This window comes from Nostoc sp. ChiSLP03a (genome assembly GCF_034531215.2).
GTDB lineage: Bacteria > Cyanobacteriota > Cyanobacteriia > Cyanobacteriales > Nostocaceae > Nostoc.
The window spans coordinates 1-20,161 of record NZ_JAVRBQ020000087.1 but is presented as its reverse complement, the minus strand read 5'-3'; the positions used below and the strand labels follow the sequence as shown (position 1 = coordinate 20,161).

The following is a 20,161-nucleotide window of genomic DNA, read 5'->3' as shown; positions in this document are numbered from 1 at the left end:
TCAAGAGAATTGGTGCAGGGGTATAACGTTTTCTGCTTCCACCTGAAAGCGGGCAATCTCTTGACGCAATCCCTGTGCCACTTGATTTAGTTGAGCTATGGCATGATTAATTTCCCGCAAGGAATCCGTACTTTGCACAGAGGTACTGCTCAATTGCACCATCGTTTCACTAATTTGTTGCGCTCCCACAGATTGGGTTTCCATACCCTGGTTGACAAACTCAAATCGCGGATTCAGGTCTTGCACTTGCTGGATAATTTGTCCAACCTGTGTACTAATATTGGCAACATCTTCTATACTCCGCCCGACTTCTGCGGCAAACTTGTCCATTTCCATCACACCTGTAGAGACTGACGATTGCATCTGCTTCACCATCTGCTCAATATCGAGGGTAGCAACGGCGGTTTGATCTGCTAGTCGGCGAATTTCTCTAGCAACAACCGCAAAGCCCAAGCCATACTCTCCAGCTTTTTCGGCTTCGATCGCCGCATTTAATGACAGCAGATTCGTTTGGTCTGCCACCTTGGTAATTGTGACAACAATAGTATTAATGCTATTTGCCTTTTCGCTAATTACTCCCAATCGAGCAGCGATCGCATTAGTGGCTTCTGCTAACTGCCGCATAGTGGTTTCCATCCGCACTATATCTTTTTGACTATCATTGGCTGCTGTCGTTGTGATTTGGGAAATGGTTGCAACTTGTTCCATTGCACTTACTAATTCTCTAGAGGTAGCGGAAATTTCTTTGGTAGCAGCAGCTACCTCATTAGTAGAGGCTACTTGCTCAATCAGCGTCCCTTCTAACTGTTTACCCGAAGCTGCTATTTGAGTAGCTGAGGAAGTAACCTGTATGCCTGAATGCTGTACCTGACGAATCAGAGTGTTCAGATTCTGAGTCATGCTTTGGAAAGCAGTTAAGAGTCTATTCATTTCATCTTTGCTATTAGAGTTAGCCGCAATTTTAGTTGTTAAGTTTCCCAAAGAAATTTGCTCTGCAACTCTAATCACACTAAAAATCTGAGAAGTAATTTGTCGAGCGATTACAAACCCAAGAATAATCGCAGTTACCGGGCCAATGGCAATTCCTACAGAAATCCAGAACATACTCCGACCCACATTCTGTTCGACTTCTTTTTGTGTATCTGATATGAAATTTTCATTGAACTTTACAACTTTTTTTGCTTGTTCTATAGTTATTTTAAATAATGCCTCTTCCCGTTTTTTTATATCAGAATCAATTTGATTGCGTAAATCAAACACCTTTTGAATATTAACTGGCATAGCTTTTTGCTGTCCTTGAATAATTAATTCAAGCTGTTTTTTCCAATAATTCTTAATTCCATCTTGATTTACTTTTTGCTCAAATTGTAATAATTTTTCATGAACTTTTTTCCAATCTCCCAAGTTTTCTTTAAGTAAGTTATACTCTTTTAATTCTTCTTCAGTGGATGGAGTTGCGTCGTACTGTGCAATACCTTCGTTAATCTGTTTCCAAGCGTTCTGGATTTCAGCGATCGCACTCTCTCTTTCACTAACAGTAATTTCAGGATTAAATAATAATCGTTGTGCGGATTGAATTTGTGTCTGCCCTTCTTTAATCTTCCATACCCCAGACAAGCTGGGGATGTCATTCAAGGTTAGTGAGTTAATTGACTGATTTAACTCGTTGGTAACGAACCATGCCACCAAGGCCATTACGAATACAATCAGTCCTATGAATAAAAATGAACCGATTAACCGGGTTTGCAAGGTGATGTTCTTGAACATTGGATATCTATTGTTCCTCTGTTGCTGTAAAATTCATTCGTTTATTAGAATTCCCAAATCACAAACAAGATGAACAGTTTGTATTTTTATTTTTAAACAAATTATTAAGTAGCTAGCTTAGTTCAGAGATTATATTTTACTGATGATGTAAAACAATTGAGATATTTCCTCAATTGTTGATTAGATTGATTGCTGAGGAGTTAAAGTAGAATATTCTGTTTTCACCTGAAAGCGGGCAATCTCTTGACGCAATCCTTGAGCAACTTGATTGAGTTGAGCGATCGCACTATTAATTTCTCGCAGAGAATCGGCTGTTTGCACTGAAGTACTACTCAAGTGCACCATCGCATCACTAATTTGTCGCGCTCCTTGAGACTGTATTTCTGTACCTTGACTTACTGCTTCAAAACGTGGTGCTAAATATTGTACTTGGTCGATAATTTGACTAACTTGAGAACTAATGCTGGCAACATCTTTTACACTTCGTCCAACTTCAGCAGCAAATTTGTCCATTTCCATCACGCCTGTAGAAACGGAAGATTGCATCTGCTTCACCATCTGCTCAATATCTAAGGTAGCGACGGCAGTTTGGTCTGCTAGTCGGCGAATTTCTCTAGCTACTACAGCAAAACCTAAGCCGTATTCTCCAGCTTTTTCCGCTTCAATCGCAGCATTTAAAGACAACAAATTAGTTTGGTCTGCCACTTTCGTAATTGTGACAACAATATTGTTAATATTGTTAGCTTTTTTACTAATTACACCAAGTCTGGCAGCTATAGAATTGGTAGCTTCTACTAGTTGGCGCATGGTAGCTTCCATCTGTAATAAATCTTTTTGACTATCACTAGCTGCTCTATTCGTGGCTTGTGACATTCCTGCCACTTCTTCCATCGTTTTCACCAGTTCTTTAGAAGTCACAAAAATTTCCTTAGCAGCTGCTGTCACTTCATTAGTAGAAGCTAATTGCTCAGTAATTGTAGCTTCCAATTGTTTGCCTGATGCTGCTATTTGAGTTGCTGAAGAAGTCACTTGTATCCCAGAGTGTTGTACTTGACGTATAAGTTTATTCAGGCTCTGGATCATATTTTGAAAGGCTTTGAGAAGTTGGCCAACCTCATCTTTAGTGTTAGTTGTATCTTCAACAACAGTTTGTGTCAAATCTCCAACGGAAATCTTATCTGCTACTTCCAGAGCTTTACCAATTTTTTTACTCAAAACTTGGGTAATAAAAAAATTGGTAGCAAACGCAATTAAGAATGATAACAGTGATGCAATTATAGTTAATGAAGTCAAAAAAAATAAAGCATATTTAGTTGAATTGATACTTTGCTCCATATTTTGATTTTCGTTCAGTTCAAATTCATTACTTATTTTTTCAAAGTCATCGGCAATCATCTTAGATTTTTGTAAAAAAGCTTCTTTGATGACATTATTTTTATCTGTTGTAGCTAGCGGGTCGTTAACCAAATTATCTTTAAATTTATTGTAATCAATATAAACTTGATACATATTTTTTAATCGGTTTTTTTGTTGAAGGTTCTCTATAGTTTTATTTACTAACTCGAATGCCTCTTGAAAGTCACGTTCATCTTTTTTATATATTTCTAAAGCATCCTTATTTATTTGAGAGTCAAGTGCATATCTGCGAATTCTGCGATCCATATTGATCAGATCGATATACATCCGACTTTTACCAGCTAGGGCAGTTTGTGAAATACCTACTTGTCTAAACGTCAGTGATATTTGATTGGAAGTCGTATACACCATGACACTAAAACCAATCATTAAAACTGTTGGAATAGAAAAACCAACTAAAGTTAAATCTTTGATTTTCCAATTGGTAAGCATTTTATATTTCTTTAATTTGTGATTAGATTTATTGCTGAAGTCTACTTAGACAGAAGTAGAATATTCTGTTTTCACCTGAAAGCGGGCAATCTCTTGACGTAATCCTTGAGCGATCGCATGATTAATTTCCCGCAGAGAATCCGTCATTTGTACCGAAGTGCTACTCAACTGCGCCCTTACGACCGATTCATTTGTTGTAAAGATTTTTGACATCATGTTAAAAAGTCTTTTGAAACACTTGCAATTCTTAGAGTTCCCAGATCGGAAACGAAATTAACAGTTTGCATATTCAATTTTGAAACAAATTATTAAGCACTATCCTGATTCACTTCTTCTTTAGTCGGTGAATTCGCTGCCAAAGGATATTTGCGCTACCAATATTTCCTTGATGTTCTCTAAGTAATGCCAAATGAATAAGTGCCTCTTCATGGGTAGGTTGTAGGTAGATTGCTTTTTGAAAAGATTGTTCCGCCTGCTCATTTTGTGACATTGCTTGCTGTACCTGACCAAGTAGAAGATACGCTTCAATACTGACCTGATTTTGGTTCAGATAGTCGTTGCATAATTTAGCAGCCTCATTCAACTGACCTTGATTAGCTAAGTTTCTGGCTGTTTCTAACAAATTTTCCTTCTGGTCTTTTGGTAATATAAGGTTTTGAGGAGGAAGATTCAATCTCGCTTGTGCAGCAAACTTGGAATGGTTTTTGTTCGGTAGTTGTCGCTTATTGAGAACATCGATATTTTTGCTTGTAAAGTCTTGTTTCTGAAGATTGGGATAATAATTTTTGCGAATATTCTCGCACGTTGGGGACTTTCGATGAGTAACCACTGAATCTTGACGAACTGAAACAAATTGAGTTTTCGATAGTAACCAAGCTTCAGCATGTCCAACAAATAGCAAACCTTGCGGGTTTACCAACCTTTTTAGAACTCTAATAGTATGTACCTTGGTGGCACTATCAAAGTAAATCAGCAGGTTACGGCAAAAGACAATATCATAGGGCGGCGTACCCAATAAAAAATCGGTATCTACTAAGTTACCTTGCAGAAAATTCACCATACTTTTTACCTGTTCGCACAGGCGATATCCTGCCTCAGTTGCCTGAAAATATCGCTTTTGAAACGATTGGCTATTGCCGCGAAACGAGTATTGATGGTAGATTGCTCGTTGGGCTTTTAGTAGGCACTTGTTGCTAATATCAACAGCATCGATGTGAATGTTTGTCGAATTTAATCCTGCTTCCAAAAGAGCGATCGCAATGGAATATGGTTCTTCACCCGTTGCACAGGGTATACTCAAAACCCGCAGTACGCTTTGGGGATTTTTTGGCAACCATTCAGATAATACGTAATGCTTCAGAAATGCAAAAGACTCTGGTTCTCGAAAAAACCAAGTTTCTGGAACAATTACACTGTCAATCAGTGCTTCCCATTCCTGGGTAGATCCCTGTAACTTCCCTAGATAGTGGGCAATATCCGTGATGCCGCAATCTGTCATGCGTTGATAAATCACACTTGCGATCGCATCAGCACCAATAGAATTTGCATCTAAACCAATCTTGCTTTTTAGTAAAGCTTCAATAACAGATTGTGCCATTTATAGAGTCTTCAGACCAATCTAAAATCTAGTATTGTGATGACTTTCTGGCAAAAGATTGACTTGCTGTGCTTCTGACAACAAGTACTCAATGCGAAGACACTGAATCATCCCTCGATCATCTACAATCATTTTGCCCAAATATGGCGCTGTATCTATCTGGATATTGGGATCAACAAATTCAGACTTAGACTGGTGTAATGTTTCTACAACTTGTTCTGTCATCAAACCCAAAATATAGGGAGCCTTAAATTCTGTATTATTACTCCCCCAATAATTAACTAATACAATCCTAGTACTCAGATATTCACTGGAGGGTTTACCACGCATCAACTGGCATAAATCTATTACTGGTACAATGCGTCCGCGATAGTTAAAAACACCAGCGATATGTTCAGGCTGGTGGGGCAAAGTTTTGAGTACAACAAGTGGTATTACTTCTACAACCTGTCGGCTTTCTATGGCATATCGCTCATTCCCAATGTTGAGAAGTAGCATTAACACTAATTTACATCTCCATTGTTAGCTTTGATGTTCCTTGTAGGCTATGCAAGACACTTATTCTAGGGTAATTAGAAATTTATTGCAGGCATATCCTAAAAACTATATGCTACTTTGTCAAAGTTTTAGGGAACTTTATTAATAGAACTTTAGATTGCGATAAAAATCGATTTTTTAGGATATTTACTTTTGTGTAATGACCTATTGTATAAATCCTCATTGTCCAAAACCTGTTGACCCAGTGAATGCAAACAAACTGATTTGCTGTAACTGTGGGTCAGAAATACTACTGCAAGGTCGCTATCGGGTACTCAAACAACTAGGACAAGGTGGCTTTGGTAACACTTTTGAAGTTGACGAGTGTGGAAAAACTAAAGTTTTAAAAGTGCTAACTGAGAAGAACCCTAAAGCTATTGAACTGTTTCAGCAGGAAGCAAAGGTTTTGAGTCAACTAAACAGCGTGGGTATTCCCAAAGTAGAAGCAGATGGTTATTTTACTGTTTTACCTAAAAATAGCTCTCTACCATTGCACTGTTTAGCAATGGAGAAAATTGAAGGCGTAAATTTAGAGCAGTGGATGGAATTTCGTAATTATCAACGTCTTTCTGAAGTTCAAGCTCTCAATTGGCTCAAACAACTTGTAGAAATTCTTGCTTTAGTACACGCTCATCAATATTTTCACCGTGATATTAAACCTCAGAATATCATGCTGCGACCAAATGGGCAGCTTGTCTTAATTGATTTTGGTGCAGTTCGACAAATCACGACAACCATTTTGGCGGGAAATTCCCACACCAGAATTTTTTCACAAGGCTATTCACCGCCAGAGCAACAAAACGGTTATTCGGTACAGCAGTCTGACTTTTTTGCATTGGGACGAACTTTTATTTTTTTGCTCACAGGTAAGGAACCCCAGGATAAAGAAATTTATGACCCTTTGACTAACGAGTTGCACTGGCGAAAATATGCACTCAATCTTTCTCAACTTTTCGCAGATTTAATTGACCATTTGATGGCTCCTACTGCAAATCATCGTCCTCAAAATACGCAAGTGATTTTGCAGAAATTGAACGAAATTGAAAAAGCGTTACAAATGCCTAGAATACTGTGGCAGCAAACGAAAATTCAATCAATCAATGGGTCAAAATCTGCTGCGTCATCTAGTTCTGTCGCTACTGTATCAGTGGGTGGAGCCAAATCACTCAATGCTTCTTCTAAGCAAACTCAGACAAGCAAAAAATTTTGGCAAATTTTCATCGGTTTAGGAGTAGGATATTTTGCTGTTTTTACTGCTGCTCTTAACCTACCAAACAGTAAAAACCCGGTTTCTGTTTTTCCTGAAGAAAATGTCCCAGTGGCTATTCCTAGTTCAGTTCCCTCACCAGTTACCAAAGTTGATGAAACCCCAACGAATGCTCAACCTCAACCCACAATAAGCCCTCTAACTTTGCCTATATCTGACAAACTAGAAACTGAACAAGCTCAAATAGAAGAGATAGGAAAAGAAAAACTTCAGGCTGCTTTAAGAGCAGAGCAAGAGAGACAAGCAGCTATTAAAAAAGAAGCTGCTGCTAGAGTAGAAAAGGAGCAACTAGAGGCTGTGATAAGGCAAAAGGAATATCAATATACTTTGGTAGCACAAAAAAGGCAACAAGCCGATAAAGACAGACAGACAAAAATTAAATTGGAAAAGGCTAAACAGGTTTACTTGCAAATTAAGCAGCAACCAAAAACAAAAACAACTATAAAGCCCCTAAATAAACAGCAATTTTCAGATATAAAACAAGTCCCAAAATATGTAGTAAATGTAAATGATGATAGGGCTAATATCCCTAATCCTTGGGAATCTACATATCCCATACTTAAAAACTCTGATGAATTAGAACAAGTAATAAAAGAGAAAAATCAATGAGTAATTTTATAGTTAAAAGCTTAATAACTCTCGTAGTAACTAGCTCAGCTTTGTTGTTAATACCACTGAAAAGTGATGCACAAGTTAACATGAGGATACTAGCTAAAGTGGCTCATAGTTGTCAGAGAGATGCTCTATCTCCAGCATATTATCAACAAATGAATATTAACTTTAGAAAACAACATTACTTTGGAAAGAACCAAGCATTTATGAACCCTTGTATAAGAACTCGATACCATTACTCCTCTGTTTTGTCTAAACTTCCTTGGATGGCTTCAAAGGGAGAAATGCTACCTCAATATCCTGGTTATGTGGCTATTGCAGCAACAGTTATGAACTTTGCTGACGAAAAACCTCATCTTATAGAATGCATTGCTAGTAAAAATTCTCTAAGTCAACCATGCCAGAAAATAAATTTTTATATTGCTCAGACATCAATTAAGATTGAAAAAATAGATATAGGCTCTGTAGATGATCGGTTTAATTATCTTACTTATGTATGTCCTTCCTGTGCTATCACTCATGACAATATATTTTCAAAATAACTAATTGTATCAGCTTTTATTAAATGGTTTTTGGAACTTGAAAAACCACAACGAAGAGAAATTATGTCTCTTTTAGAAGATGATGAAACAGCTTATAATTTGAGAGGTGCAATAGCTCAGGAATCTAAATTAGCAGTAAGTGAATATTGGGAGGCATATACTAGAATTGAGCAGCAGCAACAGGAGCAGCGTAGACAAGAGTTACTTGGTAATTAGGTGATGTTTAAAACAGTAATCTAGTAATATGTTGGGTTTTCTTGCATAAGCCCAACAGTAACAAACTTAATTTTTACCAAAAATATCTAATACCCTTACTTTAAGGCTGCCATGTATGACAATATCTGTAAATTCATTGCTGAAAACTTCAAAGATGACTTGGCAACTTGGTTACTAGGTTCACCGATTAAATTAACAGAACTTAGCCCTACTGAATTATCAAACGAACCAATTCGCGCTGATTCATTAATTTTATTGCAATCTGATGATTTAGTTCTACATACCGAATTTCAAACCGACCCTGATGAAGATATGCCCTTTAGGATGTTAGATTATCGCGTTAGGGTTTATCGGCGCTTTCCTAATAAAGAAATGCGTCAAATAGTAATTTATTTAAGAAAAACAAGTTCAGAATTAGTCTATGAAAATAGTTTTAAATTAAACAACACTTACCATCAGTTTGAGGTAATACGCTTGTGAGAACAACCAACAGAAAGATTTATGAGTGTTCCAGGTTTATTACCCTTTGCAGTGCTAAGTCAGACAAACGACCCTACAATAGTATTAATCCAAGTAGCCAAAGCAGTTGAAGCAATTAGCGATCGCCAGCTACAAAGAAATATAGCTGCTGCCAGTGGAATTTTAGCAGGTTTGGTGTTAAAGAAAGATGTAATTAGCAAGATTTTCAGGAGTGAGATTATGCGCGAATCAGTCATTTATCAACAAATCCTAGAAGAAGGCGAAGCCAAAGGCAAAGAAGAAACAACAAGAAAATTGGCTTTAAATTTATTGCGAATTGGAATGAGTTTAGAGCAAATTGCTCAAGTTACTGAATTATCTATTGAGCAAATTCAAGTTTTACAAGAGGAGATTCAAAAATATTAAATTTTCATGAGTCGCTTTATAAAACACATAGCTATACAAGGAAAACCCGCATTAGCGGGTTTCAAAGTTTTTATAAGTCCGTGCAGAGGCGATTTCTAATAGCCTGATTGAAATTCTCCAACTAAAACTCAGCGCTTTGCGGTGTCCGAGGAAATGGAATGACATCGCGGATATTTCCCATACCCGTCATAAATTGCACGAGTCGTTCAAAACCTAACCCAAAACCTGCGTGTGGAACAGTACCGTAACGACGCAAATCAAGATACCACCACAAATCTTCTGGCTTTAACCCTTGCGCTAACACGCGGCGTTCTAATACTTCTAAACGTTCTTCCCGTTGAGAACCGCCGACAATTTCGCCAATTTTCGGTGCGAGAATATCCATTGCGCGGACGGTTTTTTCATCGTCGTTCAAGCGCATATAAAAAGCTTTGATTTGGGATGGATAATCTGTAACAATTACTGGCTTTTTAAACTGTTGTTCAGCTAAATAGCGTTCGTGTTCTGATTGTAAATCTAAACCCCAACTCACAGGATATTCAAATTTAACATCAGCTTTTTCTAAAAGTTTAATGGCTTCTGTATAAGTTAACCGTTCAAACTGATTATTAATAATATTTTCGGCTGTTGCCAACACAGATTTATCAATGCGTTCATTGAAAAACTCCATATCTTCTAGGCAGGTTTCCAACACAGATTTAAAAATGTGCTTGAGAAACGCCTCAGCTAAATCCATATCGCCTTCTAAGTCACAAAAAGCCATTTCTGGCTCAACCATCCAAAATTCTGCCAAGTGGCGGGAGGTGTTGGAATTTTCTGCACGGAAGGTAGGGCCAAAGGTGTAAACATTGCTAAAGGCCATCGCCATCACTTCCGCTTCCAACTGGCCACTAACTGTTAAATATGTGGGTTTAGCAAAAAAGTCTTGGCTGTAATCTACTGCTTGGTTTTCTGTGCGGGGAATATTCTTTAAATCTAAACTGGTAACGCTAAACAATTCACCCGCGCCTTCGCAATCACTAGCGGTGATGATGGGTGTGTGTACCCACAAAAAGCCTCTTTCTTGGAAAAATTGGTGAATCGCTGTCGAACAAGCATTTCTGACACGAAAAACTGCACCAAAGGAATTAGTACGCGATCGCAAATGTCCAATGGTTCGCAGAAACTCAAAGGAATGGCGTTTCTTTTGCAGGGGATATGTATCGGGATCGGCTTCTCCGTAAACTTTCACAGACTCGGCTTTCAACTCAATCCGTTGTCCTTTACCCAAAGAAGCCACTAGTACCCCTGTTGTCTCAACAGCAGCACCCGTATTCAATTTTTTCAATATAGCTTCGTAATCTGGCAAATCCTGATTAATGACGACTTGCAAATTAGCTAGTGATGAGCCGTCATTGACTTCAATAAAAGCAAACCCTTTGGACTCGCGCTTCGTCCGCACCCAGCCTTGCACTTGGAGGGACTCATCAGGTTGGCCACTTCGCAATATTTCTGCAATCCGTCGATTTACCATATTTACCCAGCATAAGACTTTAATATCCAGCCTATGATAACGCCCATTCCACCAAAGCGGACGACTTGCCAGAAAGGTTTTTTGAGGCTACGCCAAGAAAATAACTGGCTTTCTAAGTTCACTTCTAGCCTTTCCAACTGCTGTTGAATGTGCCGTAACTCTGCTTTGATTTCTGGTGTCTGAGATTTATTCTGCTTTAGTTGATCCCGGCGCTGTTGCCATTGTGCCTGTTCTTGGCGATCGCGTTGCACTCGAGCGTAACGTTCTTTTAAGGATAGGAGCGATCGCTCTACTTCCTCTAGTTCTTGTTCAAAATCTGGTTCGGGATTTTCTGCTGACGGCTGTGATTGTTTTGGCGGCTTCATTTACAAGTAGTAAACTAAGATTAAATATTAATCAATTGTCATTTGTCATTTGTCATTTGTCATTTGTAATTTTTCAAAGGACGAAGGACAAAGGACGAAGGACAAATGACAAAGGACTCATAATTATGTCTCAATCTACTCAACTGCCGAAAACCAGTCAACTGAATGAACTTAGTACTCTGGAACTAGCTCAAGCCCTGATGGAAAGACTGAGCATTTCACCTAACGATTGGCATCGCCTCAAGTCTAACCGCAATTCCCGCGCTAATGAACAAGTGGCAGCAGCTATTGTGTATCTTTTAAAGAATCAGCCAGAAGAAGCTCAAGCGAGATTGCAACAAGCAGTTGGTTGGTTAGATCGCTCCATTTCTGCTCCTCCCTGTCCGACTCACGGAAAAAGTTAGAAGTGATGAGTAAAGTTAGGAGTGATGAGTTAAAAGTTTTAAATTATTAACTCCTAACTACCCTACCGCCGCAGAGATAATCCCCGGCGATTTTCCATTTGTTTACAAAGCCTCAATTCTGTGCCTTTGCGGTTCCACTCTACCCGATCAAAAATTTGATGCAGAAGACATAAACCACGACCATTTTCTGACTCATCTGGTGGAAGATAGTCTGTTGGTTCTTCATTACTAGTAGATGAAGGAGTAAAACCACTACCTTGGTCTGATATTATCCACCAATATTGATTATCTATTACGGAAAAACGAACTAGAACTGTTTTACTCGGATCGAGATTATTACCATGTTTAGCTGCGTTGACTAGGGCTTCTTGAAGTCCTAGCCGCAGTTCTGCTTGTAATTTTGCTGGAATTTCTGCCAACAATAAGTCTAATATGGGACAAAGGTAGAGGGTTGAGGCAAAACTAATAGTGCCCCAATAACGTCCAACTGGACGGAGTGAAATAGTAATCACAAGAGAAACCCCATAGCTTTCAGTTAGCTAGACATCAGTTTGCTATTACAGTCACCCTGATAAAACTTGAGGTGGTCATGCTGCCTTCAAACTTGCGTCTTTAAAACTAAATTTTGAAAATGCTAGGGAGCATTAGTTCTATAGTCTGAATTGGAATTGTTTCGGTATATATCGGCTGGAATAAATTTGATAATGAACTCAGCAAATTAAAAATGTGCTGTTAATTTTAGAGAGTATTGGCATACTCTAATTAGTTGCCGATTTATAATTCACACAATCTTCTTCATGTTTTTCAGAACCTATGCTACTTGAATTTATTTAAACAAAATGAATTTTTATTTTTCGCTTAATTCAATTTTAGCATCTTTAGTATGCACTAGACTAAAAATTTCAAATTTCAGTTTTTTTGAAGGAATTACTAACCTTGTCAACAATGTGATAGCACAAGAAAGGCGGCAGCTTCAACATGAGCAGTTTGAGGGAAAAAATCAGCAGGTTGTACCCGTGTGATGGTATATTGCCCATCTTGACAAAGCAATTTCAGGTCGCGGGCGAGGGTAGCTACTTTACAGCTGACGTAAACGATCCTATATGGTTTCAATTGCCGTAAAGTATCTATGACTGCGCGATCGCACCCCTTACGTGGCGGATCGAGTATTACTACTTCTGGTATTGTGCCCATTTGGGGAAGCAATTTCTCTACTGCTCCGATAAGGAAAGTCACATTATCAATTCCGTTGCGGTGGGCATTCAAAATTGCTTGTTCTACTGCTGCTGGTTGCACTTCTAATCCTGTAGCAATACGTACTTTTTTGGCAAGGGGTAAAGTTAAAGTCCCAATACCACAGTAGGCATCAACTAGGAACTCATGCCCTTGAAGATTGAGTTCTGATTGAATTACCTGCAATAGTGCCTCTGCCGTTTCTGTATACACTTGGAAAAATGTATCTGGGCGTACTTGAAATTCCAGTCCAGCAAAATATTCATGCAGGTGGGAGACTCCAGCAATGCAACGGGTTTCTGATCCAAAGATAACATTTGTGCGATCGCTATTGCGATTGAGCGACACTCCCACTAACTGCGGATAGCGCTTTAACCATTCCTGGGCTTGGGTTGCAATTCCTGATAAATTCCAGTCCTTTACCACCAAAGTCAGCAACATTTCCCCGGTGTGTCGGCCAATGCGTAAACTGAGATGGCGAATTTTTCCTTGGTGGCGGTGTTCGTCGTAAATTTGCCAACCTTGCTGTTGAATATCCTGCTTAACTTCGGCAAGTAAAAGATTTAATCGCGCATCTTGGACTGGACATTGATTTAAATTAATTAATTGGTGACTACCTTTTTGATAGTAACCAGCTTGTACTTGTCCTGTTGCCGATATCCCTAGAGGGTATGTAGATTTGTTACGGTAGCCGAAAGCAGAAGGGGCGGCGAGTACCGGATCTACTGGTGGTTGAATAAAACCGCCAATACGTTCCAAAGCTTGGATAACTTGATTTTGCTTGGCTACTAGCTGGTAATCATAATCAATATGCTGCCACTGGCAACCACCGCACTTATCCGCCACAATACAACTAGGTCGGATACGGTGGGAGGATGGTGACAATAGCTTTTGGAGCTTACCGTGGGCGTATTTTGGTTTAACGTGTACTAAACGGACAATAGCGCGATCGCCTGGGACGGTATCTGGGACAAACACTACACGCTCATCAGCACGTCCCACACCATCGCCTGTATCACTCAGATTAGCGATCGTCACTTCAATTAATTCACCCTGTTGCCAAATTATTTTAGTCATTTGTCATTTGTCATTTGTCATTTTTTACTGGGCATTGGGAAAGACGAGGCAGGAGGCAGAAGTTCTACAATGTTTGAATTTTGAATTTTGAATTTTGAATTTTGAATTGATTTCTCCCCTGCTCCCCTGCTTCCCCTGCTCCCGACTCCCCCAAATAGATAAATTCAATACATAAGTAGCTCCTATCCCTTCACTTGTGTACCTCCAACTCGCTAAACTAACAGATAATATTTCAGGTGATTTCAATAATCATGACTGTAATTAGCCAAGTTATTCTCAAAGCCGACGACGAACTGCGTTATCCCAGCAGTGGCGAACTTAAAAATATCAAAGACTTTTTGCAAACCGGCGTACAACGGACGCGGATTGCGGCTACCTTAGCCGAAAACGAAAAGAAGATAGTTCAAGAAGCAACTAAACAACTTTGGCAGAAGCGTCCTGACTTTATCTCCCCTGGAGGTAATGCTTACGGCGAACGCCAACGCTCTCTATGTATCCGTGATTTTGGCTGGTACTTACGCTTAATTACTTATGGTGTACTTGCCGGTGACAAAGAGCCAATCGAAAAAATTGGTTTGATTGGTGTGCGGGAAATGTACAATTCATTGGGCGTTCCCGTGCCTGGAATGGTAGAAGCGATAAATTCCCTCAAAACAGCCTCCCTTAGCTTACTGAGTGCGGAAGACGCTGCCGAAGCAGCACCTTACTTTGATTACATCATTCAAGCGATGTCTTAATACAAAGTGTGTGCTGGTTCTAGGAATATACTTCCGGTCTACTAAAGTGAGTGCGAGATACTAGCACTTGATAGGCATAAGATCCCCAATTCGATCGTACCTTCCCCACATTTGGTAGTGGCTGTGGCAAAAACTCTGTCAAGTTACCAACCAGTTGTGGGGAAATTTTATGGATATGGGCATGGGGCATTTGACTAATGACTAATGACCAATGACCAATGACTAAGGACAAATACAAAAAACCGACAGTCCTTGATTAAGGCTGTCGGCTATTAAGTGTGTTCCCTATTAATGACTCGGCTAGAGTTCAGTTGTCATTAATTATGCCTAGTTACCAATCGCTGGGAGACGATCCTAATCATCGATATGTGTGATTCTCGTCACTTGATTGTTACATCTAAACTGCATATACCCGAATAATCTCTGAGTGGGACTAGACTCACGTAAGTAAAGGAGCTAGAAATTTCACCAAGATTAAAAAATCAAGTTATCTTTAAAGACTAAAGCATTTTGTGTGGTAAATATCTTAATCTTGTCTATCTTATGGTCGAAATAATCCTGTTGAGTGCATTCTGGGGTTGTACCACCCTTCTATCCAAGAAACAAGTTTGCTTGTAATAAAGGCTGTATAAGCATCTACTGCCAATATTTCCCAAGATAGAAATACAAGTATTTAGTTAGAGTTTAAATTGAAGAGCGATCGCGCTTCAATCTACAGGAAAGTAAAAGTGCGTAGCTTGCCGCCGTAGGAATCGTGTTTTGCAACATAATGAGTCAATCACAATAGCGCGATAAGCTAGAGTTAGCAGCAGAAGTGATTTACAACTGGCAACGAACCATCCGTTTATTGATGGCAATAAGCGTACCGCTTTCGCTGTTATGCTTACTTTTTTGAGCTTAAATGGCTACACTCTCGACGCATCCCAAGAGCAAGCTTACAACTTGGTGATTCAAGTAGTTTAGAAAGAAATATCCAAAGAAGAATTATCTACATTTCTGCAACTGTACTTACAGGGCAAGTAAATCGATAGAATAATGCTCTGTCCCCCCAGAGTGCATTACTTCCATGACTGCAACCTCAAAACCAGCTTTTTCCCCCCAAGAAATTGCGGCTGTTGGTCTTAAACCAGAAGAATACGCAGAAATTGTCCGTCGGCTAGGCCGTCATCCCAACAAAGCTGAACTGGGAATGTTTGGCGTCATGTGGTCTGAGCATTGCTGTTATAAAAATTCTCGACCTTTACTCAAACAATTTCCCACCGATGGCCCCCGCATCCTCGTGGGGCCTGGTGAAAATGCTGGTGTTGTAGACTTGGGTGATGGACTCCAACTAGCTTTTAAGATTGAATCTCACAACCATCCCTCAGCAGTCGAACCCTTTCAAGGAGCTGCAACGGGAGTCGGAGGTATTCTCAGAGATATTTTTACAATGGGTGCGCGTCCCATTGCCCTATTAAACTCGTTACGCTTTGGTTCCTTAGAAGATCCCAAAACCCAACGACTGTTTAGCGGTGTGGTGGCAGGAATCTCTCATTATGGTAACTGTGTGGGAGTACCCACCGTTGGCGGCGAAGTTTACTTTGACTCTGCTTACTCTGGTAATCCTCTGGTGAACGTTATGGCATTGGGGTTGATGGAAACCTCAGAAATCGTCAAATCTGGAGCATCTGGCTTAGGCAACCCCGTGCTGTATGTTGGTTCCACCACTGGGCGCGATGGTATGGGAGGCGCGAGTTTTGCCAGTGCAGAATTGAGCGATCAATCCATAGACGATCGCCCTGCTGTGCAAGTGGGCGATCCATTTTTGGAAAAGTCGTTGATTGAAGCTTGTCTGGAGGCGTTTAAAACGGGTGCAGTTGTCGCCGCCCAAGATATGGGAGCTGCGGGAATCACCTGTTCTACCTCAGAGATGGCGGCAAAAGGCGGTGTGGGAATTGAACTAGATTTAGATAAGATTCCCGTCAGAGAAATAGGGATGGTTCCTTATGAATATCTGCTTTCGGAATCTCAAGAACGAATGCTGTTTGTTGCTCATAAAGGGCGTGAGCAAGAATTAATTGACATTTTCCACCGTTGGGGACTTCAAGCTGTTGTGGCTGGGACAGTTATCGCCGATCCGATTGTGCGAATTCTCTTTCAGGGTGAAGTAGCAGCAGAAATTCCCGCTGAAGCTTTGGCAGAAAATACCCCACTGTATAACCGGGAGTTGTTGGCAGAAGCACCAGAATATGCGCGTCAAGCTTGGGAATGGACTGCTGATTCCCTACCTCCTTGCACAATTGCTGGAATAGAACTTCCAAGAGGACTGCAAAGTTGGAATGATATTCTCTTAACGTTGCTCGATACACCCACGATCGCATCTAAAAATTGGGTATATTGTCAGTATGACCATCAGGTACAAAATAATACAATAATGCTTCCAGGTGGTGCAGATGCGGCTGTTATCCGCTTACGCCCTTTGGAAGAGGACAAGGGGACAAGGGGACAAGGAGGACAAGGAGACAAGGAAACCCTCAATGCCCAAAGCGGTGTGGCGGCAACGGTAGATTGCAATCCTCGTTATGTATATCTTGACCCTTACGAAGGAGCTAAGGCAGTGGTGGCAGAAGCTGCACGCAATCTTAGCTGTGTGGGTGCTGAACCTCTGGCGGTGACGGATAATCTGAATTTTGGCTCTCCAGAAAAACCCATTGGTTACTGGCAATTGGCAGAAGCTTGTCGCGGTTTGGCGGAAGGTTGCCGAGAATTGGCGACACCAGTCACAGGCGGAAATGTTTCTTTGTACAATGAAACCCTCGATTCTCAAGGCAACCCCCAACCCATTTATCCCACTCCTGTTGTTGGAATGGTGGGCTTAATTCCCGATATAACCAAAATTTGTGGTCAAGGTTGGCAAGCATCCGGCGATCTGATTTATCTTCTGGGATTGCCTCTAGCATCTCAAATCAGTTTGGGAGCATCTGAATATTTAGCTACTATCCACGATACTGTTGCCGGAAAACCACCACGGGTAGATTTTGACTTGGAACGCCGCGTCCAGAAAGTTTGTCGTGAAGGAATTCGTAATGGTTGGGTACGTTCAGCTCACGATTCTGCTGAGGGGGGAGTGGCGATCGCACTAGCCGAATGTTGTCTTGCTGGCAATCTTGGTGCTCAAATCAATTTAGAAATAGCACCAACACAGTTAAACCACGGCAGTTGCTCCACTTGGGGAGACCCCAAGACCGCACTGCCTCGCTTAGACGAGGTGTTGTTTGCCGAAGGTGGTGCCAGAATTTTAATTTCTGTAGCATCAGCACAACAAGAAATTTGGGAATCATATTTACAGGAACATCTGAGTCAAGAATGGCAAAAACTGGGTATAGTTAGTAATTTTGAGACTGGTTTGGGGGTTTTCACCACTGATAACCAAACCTTAATCAAAGTTAGTATCGAAGATATGAACGATCGCTACTTCCATGCGATCGCCAAACGTCTCGCCATCCATACCACTACTTCTGAGCGCTGAATGCTGAGTATTTAGACTTCACTCACAACTATTAGCGTCTCTGAGCAAAATTACGGTACTGTTTTAATGGATGGTTAAAGATTTGTTAAGAACTTCCCAGCCATCTAATAACCCCAGTGACTGACTACCGATTTGAGATTTTGAATTTTAGATTTTGGATTAGGGGCGTTGCTTTTAGTTCATATTTTGCTCTTACCGAGCAAAAAATCAATCTAAAATAGCCATTCTCAAATCCCAAGCCGCATCCTTACTACGGTGCGATCAATCCAAAAGACGCTCTCTACGAGACGCTGCGCGAACGCGGACTCGCTGACGCTCCGCTATCGTCAATCGTTCGACTGAGTGTAGCCAAAGTCTCAAATCCAAAATTGATTGACCCCCCCCACCAGGAGCAAAGCTAGCATGATTTCTATTCATTCTGTCACTTCGGATGAATACCCCGACCAGACCAACAACCCAATCAATAGTCATGAAAATCAGTCTGACAAGCCAGAAGAAGCTTGCGGTGTTTTCGGGATCTACGCCCCAGGAGAAAACGTTGCTAAACTAACCTACTTTGGATTGTATGCCCTCCAGCATCGGGGTCAAGAATCAGCTGGTATTGCCACCTTTGAGGGTATACAAGTACATCTTTACAAAGACATGGGCTTGGTGTCTCAAATTTTTAATGAATCTGTCTTGGATCGATTGCCCGGTAGTCTTGCTGTTGGTCACACTCGTTATTCCACCACAGGTTCTAGCCGCAAAGCTAATGCCCAACCCGCAGTATTAGAAACCCGTTTAGGTTCATTAGCACTTGCACACAATGGTAATTTAGTCAATACCATGCAACTACGTCAAGAGTTGCTTGAGAATAAATGTAACTTAGTCACCACAACAGACTCAGAAATGATCGCTTTTGCGATCGCCGAAGCCATAGATAAGGGCGCTGATTGGCTAGAAGGTGGAATTCAGGCATTTCAACGTTGCCAAGGAGCCTTTAGTTTAGTTATTGGCACTCCCGTCGGCGTTATGGGTGTCCGCGACCCTAATGGAATCCGCCCCTTAGTAATCGGCACTTTGGCTGGTAATCCAGTCCGTTACGTTTTGGCTTCCGAGACTTGTGGTTTAGACATCATTGGAGCCGAATACCTGCGAGACGTAGAACCGGGTGAATTAGTTTGGATTACTGAAGAAGGTTTGGCTTCTTATCATTGGAGTCAAAAATCTGAGCGGAAATTGTGTATCTTTGAAATGATTTACTTTGCCCGCCCTGATAGCGTCATGCACAACGAGAGTTTGTACAGCTATCGAATGCGATTAGGACACCAGCTAGCTAAAGAATCTTTTGTAGATGCCGATATTGTCTTTGGTGTTCCTGATTCTGGTATACCTGCTGCCATTGGATTTTCTCAAGCGTCTGGTGTCGCTTACGGCGAAGGACTGATTAAAAATCGCTATGTTGGGCGAACCTTCATTCAACCAACCCAAACCATGCGGGAATCGGGTCTGCGGATGAAACTCAACCCCCTTAAAGATGTACTGGTAGGTAAACGAGTAATTATTGTAGACGACTCGATTGTACGGGGTACTACCAGCCGTAAACTAGTCAAAACCTTACGTGACGCAGGTGCAGTAGAGGTACACATGCGAATTTCTTCTCCGCCTGTAACTCATCCCTGCTTCTATGGCATCGATACCGATTCTCAGGATCAGCTAATTGCTGCTACCAAGTCAGTAGCAGAAATTGCCAAGCAACTGGAAGTAGACAGCCTCGCCTATCTGAGTTGGGAGGGAATGCTAGAAGCGACACGAGAAGACACCAATAGTTTCTGTTCAGCCTGCTTCACTGGAGATTATCCCGTGACGATTCCTGAGCAAGTGAAGCGTTCTAAGCTGATCTTAGAAAAGGTAGTGGTGTAGAAGCTGAGGGTATTATATCAAGTTCGGATGAACACTTATAATTAAGCTGCCCTTGTTTTTGGCCACCAGTAGTAGCAAGTTAAACCAGAGATTAAATCATGTTGTTTCATTAGTTCTTGACAACGAAGTAGTAACAAAGCTTCTAGTTCAT

General features: G+C 40.7%; 18 protein-coding genes and 1 pseudogene. 9 read left to right on the top strand and 10 right to left on the bottom strand.

The features are described from left to right. The 5 genes from RMY32_RS14190 to RMY32_RS14170 form a co-directional block, all read right to left on the bottom strand. Positions 1–1,767 (bottom strand): methyl-accepting chemotaxis protein, encoded by a 1,767-nt coding sequence (locus RMY32_RS14190; RefSeq protein WP_322715012.1) that lies wholly within the window; start codon positions 1,765–1,767, stop codon positions 1–3. 180 nt (positions 1,768–1,947) lie between these two features. Further along, entirely contained in the window at positions 1,948–3,615 is a 1,668-nt protein-coding gene (locus tag RMY32_RS14185; RefSeq protein ID WP_322715011.1) for a methyl-accepting chemotaxis protein, read from the bottom strand. Between the two features lie 45 nt (positions 3,616–3,660). Next, positions 3,661–3,831: a hypothetical protein gene (locus RMY32_RS14180; protein WP_322715010.1), complete on the bottom strand. Its 171-nt coding sequence runs from the start codon at positions 3,829–3,831 to the stop codon at positions 3,661–3,663. A 109-nt stretch (positions 3,832–3,940) separates the two neighbouring features. Further along, a complete protein-coding gene (locus tag RMY32_RS14175; protein ID WP_322715009.1) occupies positions 3,941–5,212 on the bottom strand; it encodes a CheR family methyltransferase in 1,272 nt (423 codons plus the stop codon). A gap of 21 nt (positions 5,213–5,233) precedes the next feature. Further along, complete coding sequence (locus RMY32_RS14170) at positions 5,234–5,710, bottom strand: chemotaxis protein CheW (protein ID WP_322715022.1); 477 nt, start codon at positions 5,708–5,710, stop codon at positions 5,234–5,236. Positions 5,711–5,909: 199 nt separating this feature from the next. Between RMY32_RS14170 and RMY32_RS14165 the strand changes: the two genes are divergently transcribed. The 4 genes and pseudogenes from RMY32_RS14165 to RMY32_RS14150 all read left to right on the top strand — a co-directional run bounded on the left by RMY32_RS14165 (position 5,910) and on the right by RMY32_RS14150 (position 9,271). After that, positions 5,910–7,625: a protein kinase domain-containing protein gene (locus tag RMY32_RS14165; RefSeq protein WP_322715008.1), complete on the top strand. Its 1,716-nt coding sequence runs from the start codon at positions 5,910–5,912 to the stop codon at positions 7,623–7,625. After that, complete coding sequence (locus RMY32_RS14160; protein ID WP_322715007.1) at positions 7,622–8,170, top strand: hypothetical protein; 549 nt, start codon at positions 7,622–7,624, stop codon at positions 8,168–8,170. Before RMY32_RS14165 ends, RMY32_RS14160 begins: the two co-directional genes overlap by 4 nt. A gap of 63 nt (positions 8,171–8,233) precedes the next feature. After that, positions 8,234–8,386, top strand: coding sequence for a hypothetical protein (locus tag RMY32_RS14155; protein ID WP_322715006.1), 153 nt, complete (start codon positions 8,234–8,236; stop codon positions 8,384–8,386). A gap of 111 nt (positions 8,387–8,497) precedes the next feature. Beyond that, a pseudogene (locus tag RMY32_RS14150) lies at positions 8,498–9,271 on the top strand (Rpn family recombination-promoting nuclease/putative transposase). Positions 9,272–9,392: 121 nt separating this feature from the next. Here the strand turns inward: RMY32_RS14150 and asnS are convergent. Next, complete coding sequence (gene asnS, locus RMY32_RS14145) at positions 9,393–10,784, bottom strand: asparagine--tRNA ligase (RefSeq protein WP_322715005.1); 1,392 nt, start codon at positions 10,782–10,784, stop codon at positions 9,393–9,395. Positions 10,785–10,786: 2 nt separating this feature from the next. Further along, positions 10,787–11,149, bottom strand: coding sequence for a hypothetical protein (locus RMY32_RS14140; RefSeq protein ID WP_322715004.1), 363 nt, complete (start codon positions 11,147–11,149; stop codon positions 10,787–10,789). A gap of 125 nt (positions 11,150–11,274) precedes the next feature. Here RMY32_RS14140 and RMY32_RS14135 point away from each other — a divergent pair, with 125 nt between their 5' ends. Then, positions 11,275–11,553, top strand: coding sequence for a DUF6439 family protein (locus RMY32_RS14135; protein ID WP_322687673.1), 279 nt, complete (start codon positions 11,275–11,277; stop codon positions 11,551–11,553). A gap of 62 nt (positions 11,554–11,615) precedes the next feature. On the opposite strand, the gene RMY32_RS14130 is transcribed toward RMY32_RS14135, so the two are convergent. Both RMY32_RS14130 and rlmD read right to left on the bottom strand, forming a co-directional pair. Next, a complete protein-coding gene (locus tag RMY32_RS14130; protein WP_322715003.1) occupies positions 11,616–12,065 on the bottom strand; it encodes an anti-sigma regulatory factor in 450 nt (149 codons plus the stop codon). Positions 12,066–12,492: 427 nt separating this feature from the next. Then, positions 12,493–13,863 (bottom strand): 23S rRNA (uracil(1939)-C(5))-methyltransferase RlmD, encoded by a 1,371-nt coding sequence (rlmD, locus tag RMY32_RS14125; RefSeq protein ID WP_322715002.1) that lies wholly within the window; start codon positions 13,861–13,863, stop codon positions 12,493–12,495. Between the two features lie 251 nt (positions 13,864–14,114). Here rlmD and RMY32_RS14120 point away from each other — a divergent pair, with 251 nt between their 5' ends. Beyond that, entirely contained in the window at positions 14,115–14,600 is a 486-nt protein-coding gene (locus RMY32_RS14120) for an allophycocyanin subunit alpha-B (protein WP_094348587.1), read from the top strand. A gap of 19 nt (positions 14,601–14,619) precedes the next feature. Here the strand turns inward: RMY32_RS14120 and RMY32_RS14115 are convergent, their stop codons facing one another. Beyond that, the gene (locus RMY32_RS14115) at positions 14,620–14,832 is read right to left on the bottom strand and encodes a hypothetical protein (protein WP_322715001.1); all 213 of its coding nucleotides are present in this window, start codon (positions 14,830–14,832) and stop codon (positions 14,620–14,622) included. A 593-nt stretch (positions 14,833–15,425) separates the two neighbouring features. Here RMY32_RS14115 and RMY32_RS14110 point away from each other — a divergent pair. The 3 genes from RMY32_RS14110 to purF all read left to right on the top strand — a co-directional run bounded on the left by RMY32_RS14110 (position 15,426) and on the right by purF (position 20,010). Next, entirely contained in the window at positions 15,426–15,563 is a 138-nt protein-coding gene (locus RMY32_RS14110; protein ID WP_322715021.1) for a type II toxin-antitoxin system death-on-curing family toxin, read from the top strand. A gap of 103 nt (positions 15,564–15,666) precedes the next feature. After that, positions 15,667–18,108, top strand: a complete 2,442-nt coding sequence (gene purL, locus RMY32_RS14105) for a phosphoribosylformylglycinamidine synthase subunit PurL (protein WP_322715000.1) — start codon at positions 15,667–15,669, stop codon at positions 18,106–18,108. Positions 18,109–18,510: 402 nt separating this feature from the next. Beyond that, on the top strand, positions 18,511–20,010 hold the full coding sequence (gene purF / locus RMY32_RS14100; protein ID WP_322714999.1) for an amidophosphoribosyltransferase: 1,500 nt from the start codon (positions 18,511–18,513) through the stop codon (positions 20,008–20,010). The last annotated feature ends 151 nt before the right edge of the window (positions 20,011–20,161 follow it).

Coding starts and splice junctions, on each gene's coding strand:
- RMY32_RS14190 (WP_322715012.1), bottom strand. CDS start 1,767: ATGTTCAAGAACATCACCTTGCAAACCCGGTTAATCGGTTCATTTTTA.
- RMY32_RS14185 (WP_322715011.1), bottom strand. CDS start 3,615: ATGCTTACCAATTGGAAAATCAAAGATTTAACTTTAGTTGGTTTTTCT.
- RMY32_RS14180 (WP_322715010.1), bottom strand. CDS start 3,831: ATGATGTCAAAAATCTTTACAACAAATGAATCGGTCGTAAGGGCGCAG.
- RMY32_RS14175 (WP_322715009.1), bottom strand. CDS start 5,212: ATGGCACAATCTGTTATTGAAGCTTTACTAAAAAGCAAGATTGGTTTA.
- RMY32_RS14170 (WP_322715022.1), bottom strand. CDS start 5,710: ATGCTACTTCTCAACATTGGGAATGAGCGATATGCCATAGAAAGCCGA.
- RMY32_RS14165 (WP_322715008.1), top strand. CDS start 5,910: ATGACCTATTGTATAAATCCTCATTGTCCAAAACCTGTTGACCCAGTG.
- RMY32_RS14160 (WP_322715007.1), top strand. CDS start 7,622: ATGAGTAATTTTATAGTTAAAAGCTTAATAACTCTCGTAGTAACTAGC.
- RMY32_RS14155 (WP_322715006.1), top strand. CDS start 8,234: ATGTCTCTTTTAGAAGATGATGAAACAGCTTATAATTTGAGAGGTGCA.
- asnS (WP_322715005.1), bottom strand. CDS start 10,784: ATGGTAAATCGACGGATTGCAGAAATATTGCGAAGTGGCCAACCTGAT.
- RMY32_RS14140 (WP_322715004.1), bottom strand. CDS start 11,149: ATGAAGCCGCCAAAACAATCACAGCCGTCAGCAGAAAATCCCGAACCA.
- RMY32_RS14135 (WP_322687673.1), top strand. CDS start 11,275: ATGTCTCAATCTACTCAACTGCCGAAAACCAGTCAACTGAATGAACTT.
- rlmD (WP_322715002.1), bottom strand. CDS start 13,863: ATGACTAAAATAATTTGGCAACAGGGTGAATTAATTGAAGTGACGATC.
- RMY32_RS14120 (WP_094348587.1), top strand. CDS start 14,115: ATGACTGTAATTAGCCAAGTTATTCTCAAAGCCGACGACGAACTGCGT.
- purL (WP_322715000.1), top strand. CDS start 15,667: ATGACTGCAACCTCAAAACCAGCTTTTTCCCCCCAAGAAATTGCGGCT.
- purF (WP_322714999.1), top strand. CDS start 18,511: ATGATTTCTATTCATTCTGTCACTTCGGATGAATACCCCGACCAGACC.